Source organism: Tenacibaculum amylolyticum (assembly GCF_964511145.1).
GTDB lineage: Bacteria > Bacteroidota > Bacteroidia > Flavobacteriales > Flavobacteriaceae > Polaribacter > Polaribacter amylolyticum.
In genome coordinates, this window is the sequence record NZ_CAZEFZ010000001.1 from 144383 (window position 1) to 152938 (window position 8556).

Here is an 8556-nt window from a genome sequence, read left to right on the forward strand (position 1 = left end):
ATATTAATCAATCAATATTAGTCTAGTTATTTTATAGCTTTTAAGTTAAAAGAAAGTTCTATTAAATCGTTAATAGTTTTATCTTTTAAATTATCAAAGAACTTACCTGAACCATATTTTACATTAAAATCAGTTCTGTCAATATTAAACTTATCACTCTTTAATGTAATATCATTTCCGTTTTCTGTTAACGTAGCAGGAATAGTAATACTCTTAGTAACATCTTTAATAGTTAAGTTTCCAGTAATTTCAAGTTTACCTTCCTTTAATTCAGAGCTAGCAACTTCAAACTTTGCAGTTGGGTATTTTGCAACATCAAAAAAGTCTGGAGCTTTTAAATGTCCGTCAAGGTTATTTTTCATTTTACCTTCCAAGTCTGTACTAGAAATTGTATTCATATTGATAACAAACTCTCCAGCTTTTACAACCCCGTTTTCAACGTCAAATACTCCTTTTTCTAAGTTAATAGTTCCATTATGAGCATCTCCAACTTTCTTGTCTCCTTTCCACTCGATTGAAGATTCAGCTACATTTACCTTGTAAGAGTTGATTGGGTTTTCAACTTTTTTCTCAACTTTTACTTCCTCTTTAGTTTCTACTTTCTTTTCACTTTTACAAGATGTTACTGCAAAAGCTACTACTGCTAATGATAAGATTAGTTTTTTCATGTTTTTGTATAATTGAATTGGAATTTATTTTCCATGGCAAATATATTTAATATCTGCTATGTATAAAATTATTTTTTGTCTTTTGTATCTATGATAATAGTCACTGGTCCATCGTTTAAAAGTGCTACTTTCATATCAGCTCCAAATCTACCAGTTTGCACTCTTTTTTCAATAGTTTTCTCAAATTCAGATACAAAAGCTTCATATATAGGAATTGCTGTAGTTGGTTTAGCAGCTTTAATATAACTTGGCCTATTTCCTTTTTTAGTGGAAGCATGTAACGTAAACTGACTTACAATAATAGCATCTCCTTTTGTGTCTAATAACGATTTATTCATTACATTATTTTCATCGCCAAAAATTCTGAGATTTGCTATTTTTTTAACCAACCAATTAATGTCTTCTGTGGTATCTGCTTCTTCAATGCCAATTAAAATTAAGAGTCCTGCACCTATATTGGCAACTTTTTCGTTTTCAATAGTTACGCTAGCTTCACTAACTCTTTGAATTACTGCTTTCATACTACCAATTTTTTATTCCCAAATATCAGTTCTATAATTTTCCTCTTCTCCTTCTAGTATTTGTAAATAACTTTTGTATCTCGACCAAGAAATTTCTTCAGCCTCTAAAGCATCTTTGACAGCACAACTAGGTTCGTTTACATGGATACAATTATTAAACTTACAATCTTGTTTTAATGCAAAAAACTCAGGGAAGTAGTCACCAAGTTCATCTTTATCCATATCTACTACACCAAAACCTTTAATACCAGGAGTGTCTATAATGCGAGCATCAAAGTTTAAATCGAACATTTCGGCAAACGTAGTAGTGTGTTGCCCTTGTTTATGTTGCTCAGAAATTTCTTTGGTTTTTAGATTTAAAGTTGGTTCAATATAGTTTAGAAGTGTGGTTTTACCTACGCCAGAATGCCCAGAAAACATACTTACCTTTCCTGTCATCATTTCTTTAATAAGGTCTATATTTTTACCAGTAACAGCTGAAGTTTCTATGCAGGTATAACCAATAGGTTCATAAATATCTTTTAAATATAAAATTTCGGCTTTCTGTTCTATACTATACGTGTCAATTTTATTAAAAAGTAAAACAACTTCTATAGAGTAAGCTTCTGCAGTAACTAAAAAACGATCGATAAAGGTGGTGAAAGTTGGTGGATTGTCTATGGTAATCATTAGAAAAACCTGATCGATGTTAGAGGCAATAATATGTGTTTGCTTAGAGAGATTCACAGATTTTCGAACGATATAATTTCTGCGATCAAAAATTTTAGTGATAATTCCTGTTTCTTCATCACTTTTAGTGTCTAAATCAAACTGAACTTTATCTCCAACTGCAATTGGGTTTGTACTTTTAATACCCTTAATTCTAAATTTACCTTTAATTCTACATTTGTAAAGTTGGTTATCTTCTGTTTTTACCCAGTACCAACTTCCTGTAGATTTATACACCGTTCCTGTCATAAAACAAAGATGAGAATAAAAATTGAATCTATTCTAGTTAAGGTGTGTGCATTAGTTTTTTTATTTTATGAGGAACTGTTCCTCTTTCTCCTAATCTTATAATCCCAAAAATAATATTTGCAATTACTCCAGGATTGGTAATTAAAGAGGCTATTTTGGCAACACTTTCATCTCGTAAATGAATTGTTTCTGCTATATTTTCTTCAGGAGTATTAGCGAGTTTTACGGCAAATTTCCATGCACCGTCACGAGCTACTTCCATGCTAAAATCTACTAAGAAGTTGTCTACTTTACGTGTGAACTTCAAAATTTTCTTTAAGAAAGGCCAAATACGAGATAAGTTTTGCTCTACATCGCTTACTAATGAAGACAGAATGGTATTGATTTTATTAAAGTCATCTTTTAAATCTTCAATGGGTTTTCCTTCCATTACTTCTGCTGCGGCAATACCTAAATCTAAATTGATATGAGCATTCATGCCAATAAGTAAATGCTGTAATACAATAGGCCAGAAATTAAAGGACAATAAAAAAGCTTTTTCCCAAGATTGTGTGGTAGGACGATTTGCTTGAAATTCGTAGTAAGCATCAATATATCTTTTTGCAAAAATGATATCGAGCTTTTCCATACGAGGTCCATCATCAAAAAAATTATTTTCAATTCCTTCTTTTACTTGAATGGTTACTTTTTGGTAAAGAGCAGCAAAATAACCTAAAGGACTTTTTTGTGCTATGGATTCATCAATGATGCCTTGTAAAACAGCAATAACATCCTCTATGGTATGAATTGGTTTCATGAAGTTTATGGGTTGGTTAATGAGGTGAATTTAAATAAAAAAAGCGCAATAAATGCGCTTTTAAATTAACCGTTAATGATTTTTTTCTGATGATTGATACTTTCTTGGTGAATCGCTTTGAAGATTTTAAGAACAAATTCTTCACTAAGATTACTTTCTTCACCTTCTAAAATCATTTTGCCAAGAATTTCATTCCAACGTTTAGTTTGAAGAATAGCAACATTCTTCTCTTTCTTTAATTCTCCAATTTGATCAGCAATTTTCATACGCTTTCCTAACATTTCAATTAGTTGATGATCTACTACGTCAATTTGAGTTCTAAGTGTATTCAATGCATTTCTAAAATCAGCTTCAGTATCTGTTTCTTTTCTGATTTTTAAATCCTCCATCATTTGAATTAATGTAGCTGGCGTGATTTGTTGTTTTGCGTCACTCCAAGCATTATCTGGATCGTAGTGCGTTTCTACCATTAATCCATCAAAATTAAGATCTAATGCAGTTTGGCAAATATCAAAAATAATGTCTCTGCGACCAGCAATATGCGAAGGATCACAAATTAATGGTAAATCAGGGAAACGATTTTGTAGTTCAATAGGGATTTGCCAGTTTGGATTGTTTCTGTAGCGTGTTTTTTCATACGTAGAAAAACCTCTATGAATTACACCTAATTTTTTGATATCAGCTGCATATAACCTTTCAATAGCTCCTAACCATAAAGCTAAATCTGGATTTACAGGATTTTTAACTAAAACAATTTTATCAGTTCCTTGTAAAGCATCTGCAATTTCTTGAATGATAAAAGGACTTACTGTTGTTCTAGCTCCAATCCATAAAATATCGATGTCGTGTTCTAAAGCTAACTTTACATGATCTTTATTGGCAACCTCAGTAGCAGTTAACATTCCTGTTTCTTCTTTTGCTCTTTGTAACCATTTTAAACCTAATGCTCCTACACCTTCAAAGTTTCCTGGTCTAGTTCTAGGCTTCCAAATTCCTGCTCTTAGTACTGTTGCATCTGAATCTTTTAATTCGTGAGCAATTTTTAATACTTGCTCTTCAGTTTCGGCGCTACAAGGTCCTCCAATTACTAATGGGTGACTTAATTTGAAGTCATCTAACCAAGTTCTTAATTTTTTAGTATTTTCCATGTTCTTTAATTTCTTTTAGAGAAGTTTTACTTCTTGAATTCCGCTTAATATTTGTTTGATGTGATTGGTATTTTCCATTTCAGCATACACTGCTGAAAAGTTATCTTGTTCTAATAATGCTTTAAAATTTTCTAAATTTTGAATGTATTCTTCTAAAGTTTCTATTACATTTTCTTTGTTTTGTTGAAAAATAGGAGCCCACATTGCCGGAGAACTTTTAGCTAAACGAACAGTAGAAGCAAATCCACTTCCAGCCATATCGAAAATGTCGCGCTCATTTTTCTCTTTTTCTATGACTGTTTTTCCTAACATAAAGGAACTAATGTGAGATAAATGAGAAACATAGGCTATGTGCTTATCATGAGATTTTGGATCCATATATCGAATACGCATTCCTAATTTTGAGAAGATATCTAAAGCTTTTTCTTGTAGTTTGAAAGCTGTTTTTTCTACTTCGCAAATAATGTTTGTCTTACCTTTATATAAGCCAGTAAGTGCTGCGTTAGGTCCAGAAAATTCTGTTCCTGCAATAGGATGCGTTGCTAAAAAGTTTCTTCTTTTAGGATGTTTTTTAATAATCTCACAAATTTCTTCCTTAGTAGAGCCAACGTCTAAAACTAAGCAAGTGTCTGAGACTTGATCTAAAACTTCAGGGATCACTTTTAAAGAAACATCTACAGGAATAGCAATAATTACAATATCTGCATTGATTAAATCTGCATTCGTGGTTTTTTTATGTATAATGCCTAAATCTAAAGCTTTCTGTAAATGATCTGTATTTTGATCTATTCCATATACAGTAGCTGATGTAAACTCTTTTTGAATGTCTAATGCTAAACTACCTCCAATTAAACCTACTCCAATTATAAATACATTCATATTACTTGTCCATTAAATTATCTATTCTTTGAATAGCTGTTTTTATATCTTCTTCCTTTACACAGAGTGAAAATCGTATATAACCTTCTCCTTGATTTCCAAAGATGCTTCCAGGAGCCACAAATAGGTGATACTTATGCAGTAATTCATCTATAAATTCTTCTGATTTTCTATTAGACGGAATTTTTGTCCAAACAAACATTCCAGTACTATTTTTTATATAACTACATCCTAATTTTTCAATTAACTGATATATAAGTTCTCTTCTTGTTGTATAGATATTGTTTAAATTCTTGAACCAGTCGTTTGATAGTTGTAAAGCTGCAATGGCTCCTTTTTGAACTCCATAAAACATACCTGAGTCCATTTGTGTTTTTACTTTTAAAACTTCGGTTAGAAATTCTTGCTTACCTGTAAGCATACCAACTCTCCAACCTGCCATGTTAAAAGATTTGCTTAATGAGTTTAGTTCTAAAGCAATGTCTTTGGCTCCTGATATTTGTAAAATACTAGTTGGAGTATTATTAAGTATAAAACTATATGGGTTGTCATTTACAATAAGAATATTGTACTTTTTACCAAAGGCTACAATTTTTTCTAAAGTTTCTATAGATGCATTTGTTCCTGTTGGCATATGTGGATAGTTAACCCACATAAGTTTTACGTTTTCTAAATCTAATTTTTCTAATTGAGAAAAATCAGGTTGATAGTTATTATCTTCAGTTAAATTATAATATAGAGGAGTTGCACCAACTAATTTTGTAACTGAACTGTATGTGGGATAGCCAGGGTTTGGAATTAACACTCCATCACCTTCATTTAATAATGCTAAAGAAATGTGCATAATTCCCTCTTTACTTCCCATTAGCGGAAGAATTTCCGTGTTAGGGTGTAAGGAAACTGTATAATTCTCTTTATAAAATGTACTAATGGCTTCTCTTAATTCTGGAATCCCTTGGTAACTCTGATATTTATGAGCGCCATTTTCCGCTACACTATTCTGAATAGCTTCTATTACAGAACTTGGTGGAGGTAAGTCTGGGCTTCCAATTCCCATATTAATAATAGGTTTGCCTTCTGCAATTAAACCTCTTACTTCTCTTAATTTTTTAGAGAAGTAGTACTCTTGTACTGTTTGTAAACGGTTTGCAAATGTTATCATAGTCTTCCGTTTTTATATTCTCCTAATATTTTAAAATCGTTAGCCATAATCTCAATAATAGATTTTGCTTTTTGATAGTCTTTATATGTTTCGAAAGTAACATCTACAAAAAAGGCGTACTTCCATGGTGTTTCAATTTTGGGTAATGATTGAATTTTCGTAAGGTTCAACTTACAATCGCTCATTACATTTAAGATGGTGGCTAAACTTCCTCTTTTATGATCCAATTCAAATTTTAAAGAAGCTTTATTAATTTCATGAATGCCATTTTCAGGTTTTGTAGTTTGAATAATTACAAATCGTGTAGCATTTTGTTTTATGGTTTGTATTTCATCTTCTATAATAGATAAGTTGAAAATTTCAGCTGCCATTTTAGGGGCAATAGCTGCAACTCCAGTTAGTTGCTTTTCTGAAATACGCTTAGCAATTTCTGCAGTGTCTACATCTTCAATTAATTTAATGTGCTGATGGTTTTTGAAGAATTCTTTACACTGTAATAAAGCCATAGGATGAGAACAAACCTCTGTAATTTCTTCTATGTTTTGATTAGGCAAAGCCATTAAATGATGATGAATAGGAAGGTAATATTCGCCAGAAATATGCAAGTTGTTTTTATCAATTAAAGCATAGTTTGGAATGATAGATCCTGCAATAGTATTTTCTATAGCCATGATTGCTTGATCTGAATGCCCTGTCAATAAACTATCAACAAGTATGTCAAAAGACAAACATTCGTTAAGCGTAATATCCTTATCATAAAACTTTTTAGCAACAATATGATGATTGCTTCCTTCTATTCCTTGTATGGCTATTCTTTTCATTTTAGATCAAAAAAAAAGCCTCGATACTATCGAGACTTTATATTTATATTGTTTTTCTGTTACCTAAAACGATGATACAAAGTCTCTCCTCTTACTATAAAAGTAAAAGTAAAAATAGAAACCTTGCCATACGTTTTGTAACATAATTGTTATCAGTTAATTTAGATATCACAAATCTTGGAAATTAATTTTAGTCTAGCAAATTTTTTTTTGTTTTTTTAAGTAAACGATTTCGCTTGGTGTTTTTAAAAGAATATATCTTTAGGAGAAGAGCTAGCTATAAACAAAAAAAACCTCTCAAATTAGAGAAGCTTTTTGCGGTCTGGACGGGACTCGAACCCGCGACCCCATGCGTGACAGGCATGTATTCTAACCAGCTGAACTACCAGACCGTTGCATTATTGCGGGTGCAAATATAACATGCTTTTTTGAATTGACATAAAGATTAATGCAATAATATTTAATTTTTTTGTTAATCGTTCGTTTTGAGGGAGTAAGAAAATGAATGTTTTTTAGGTGAAGTTGAAAAATAATTAAAATAAAAAAAGCTTCTCAAAATTTGAGAAGCTTTTCGCGGTCTGGACGGGACTCGAACCCGCGACCCCATGCGTGACAGGCATGTATTCTAACCAGCTGAACTACCAGACCGTTGCGTTATTGCGGGTGCAAATATAGCATGCTTTTTGATATTTGCAAACTTTTTTAAAGAAAAAATTAAATTTTATTTCTGTTTACTAGATAAGCAGTAAGAATTTTGTTGTAATTCTCATTAATATCTACTGGTACATAGGTGATTTTGTATTGCAAACATTTATTCTTTAAAGTGTCAAAAAAATCGGTAACTTTTTCTTGATAAGAATCTTTTATACTATCAGCATATAAGTTAATTTGTTCACCAGTTTCTACATCTACAAACTTTTTAGGTGTGTTTTCAAAGTCAAAATCAAACTCTAATAGCTTATCATAGGTATGGAAAAGGATTACTTCATGTTTATTGTACTTTAAATGTCGTAACGCATCAAATAACTCTTCTTGGTCTTTTTCGGGCTGAAACATGTCTGTAAATACGAAAATGAGCGATCTTCTATGAATCTTTTGTGCAATTTCATGTAAATATTGATATGTTTCTGTTCCAGTATCTTTTTTAGAAGTTTCTAATAACTTTTCTAATTGGTGTGTTAGAATTTTTCGATGACGTTCACTTCCTTTCTCTGGAGCGTAGTATTCATAAGTATCAGAGTAAATACTTAACCCAACAGCATCTCTTTGTTTTTTTAAAATTTCTATTAAAGAAGCTGCTGCTACTGCAGTAAAACCAATCTTATTTAAATTGTCAAGTTGTTGTTTTTGCTTAAGAGGGTAATGCATAGATGCTGAATTATCAATGATAATATGGCATCGTAAGTTGGTTTCTTCTTCGTATTTCTTGGTGTATAATTTTTCAGTTTTGGCAAATAGCTTCCAATCTATATGCTTTGTGTCTTCACCTTTATTATATAATTTATGCTCAGAGAATTCTACGGAGAAACCATGGTAAGGACTTTTATGCATACCCGTTATAAAACCTTCTACTACTTGTTTTGCAAGTAAGTCGAGGTTTTTAA

The 8556-nt window shown here is 31.5% G+C and carries 9 protein-coding genes and 2 tRNA genes; all 11 read right to left on the reverse strand.

Features of this window, described 5'->3' with window-relative positions; translation table 11 throughout:
• Positions 1-26 precede the first annotated feature (26 nt).
• Positions 27-668 (reverse strand): YceI family protein, encoded by a 642-nt coding sequence (locus tag ACKTTC_RS00635; RefSeq protein WP_408037334.1) that lies wholly within the window; start codon positions 666-668, stop codon positions 27-29.
• 68 nt (positions 669-736) lie between these two features.
• Positions 737-1189 carry a D-aminoacyl-tRNA deacylase gene (dtd, locus tag ACKTTC_RS00640; RefSeq protein WP_408037335.1) on the reverse strand — a complete coding sequence of 151 codons (453 nt, stop codon included), beginning with the start codon at positions 1187-1189 and terminating at the stop codon, positions 737-739.
• A gap of 12 nt (positions 1190-1201) precedes the next feature.
• Complete coding sequence (gene rsgA / locus ACKTTC_RS00645; RefSeq protein ID WP_408037336.1) at positions 1202-2146, reverse strand: ribosome small subunit-dependent GTPase A; 945 nt, start codon at positions 2144-2146, stop codon at positions 1202-1204.
• A gap of 37 nt (positions 2147-2183) precedes the next feature.
• Complete coding sequence (locus tag ACKTTC_RS00650; protein WP_408037337.1) at positions 2184-2942, reverse strand: DUF5995 family protein; 759 nt, start codon at positions 2940-2942, stop codon at positions 2184-2186.
• Between the two features lie 65 nt (positions 2943-3007).
• Positions 3008-4090, reverse strand: coding sequence for a chorismate mutase (locus ACKTTC_RS00655; protein ID WP_408037338.1), 1083 nt, complete (start codon positions 4088-4090; stop codon positions 3008-3010).
• 15 nt (positions 4091-4105) lie between these two features.
• Entirely contained in the window at positions 4106-4969 is an 864-nt protein-coding gene (locus tag ACKTTC_RS00660) for a prephenate dehydrogenase (RefSeq protein WP_408037339.1), read from the reverse strand.
• Position 4970: 1 nt separating this feature from the next.
• A complete protein-coding gene (locus tag ACKTTC_RS00665) occupies positions 4971-6131 on the reverse strand; it encodes a pyridoxal phosphate-dependent aminotransferase (protein WP_408037340.1) in 1161 nt (386 codons plus the stop codon).
• Positions 6128-6952, reverse strand: coding sequence for a prephenate dehydratase (locus tag ACKTTC_RS00670; RefSeq protein ID WP_408037341.1), 825 nt, complete (start codon positions 6950-6952; stop codon positions 6128-6130). The genes ACKTTC_RS00665 and ACKTTC_RS00670 overlap by 4 nt, the downstream gene beginning before the upstream one ends.
• Before the next feature lie 318 nt (positions 6953-7270).
• Positions 7271-7344 (reverse strand) — tRNA-Asp (locus ACKTTC_RS00675).
• Between the two features lie 182 nt (positions 7345-7526).
• Positions 7527-7600, reverse strand: a tRNA-Asp gene (locus ACKTTC_RS00680).
• A 66-nt stretch (positions 7601-7666) separates the two neighbouring features.
• Positions 7667-8556: DUF58 domain-containing protein (locus ACKTTC_RS00685; RefSeq protein WP_408037343.1), on the reverse strand; the 890-nt coding region annotated here is incomplete at its 5' end.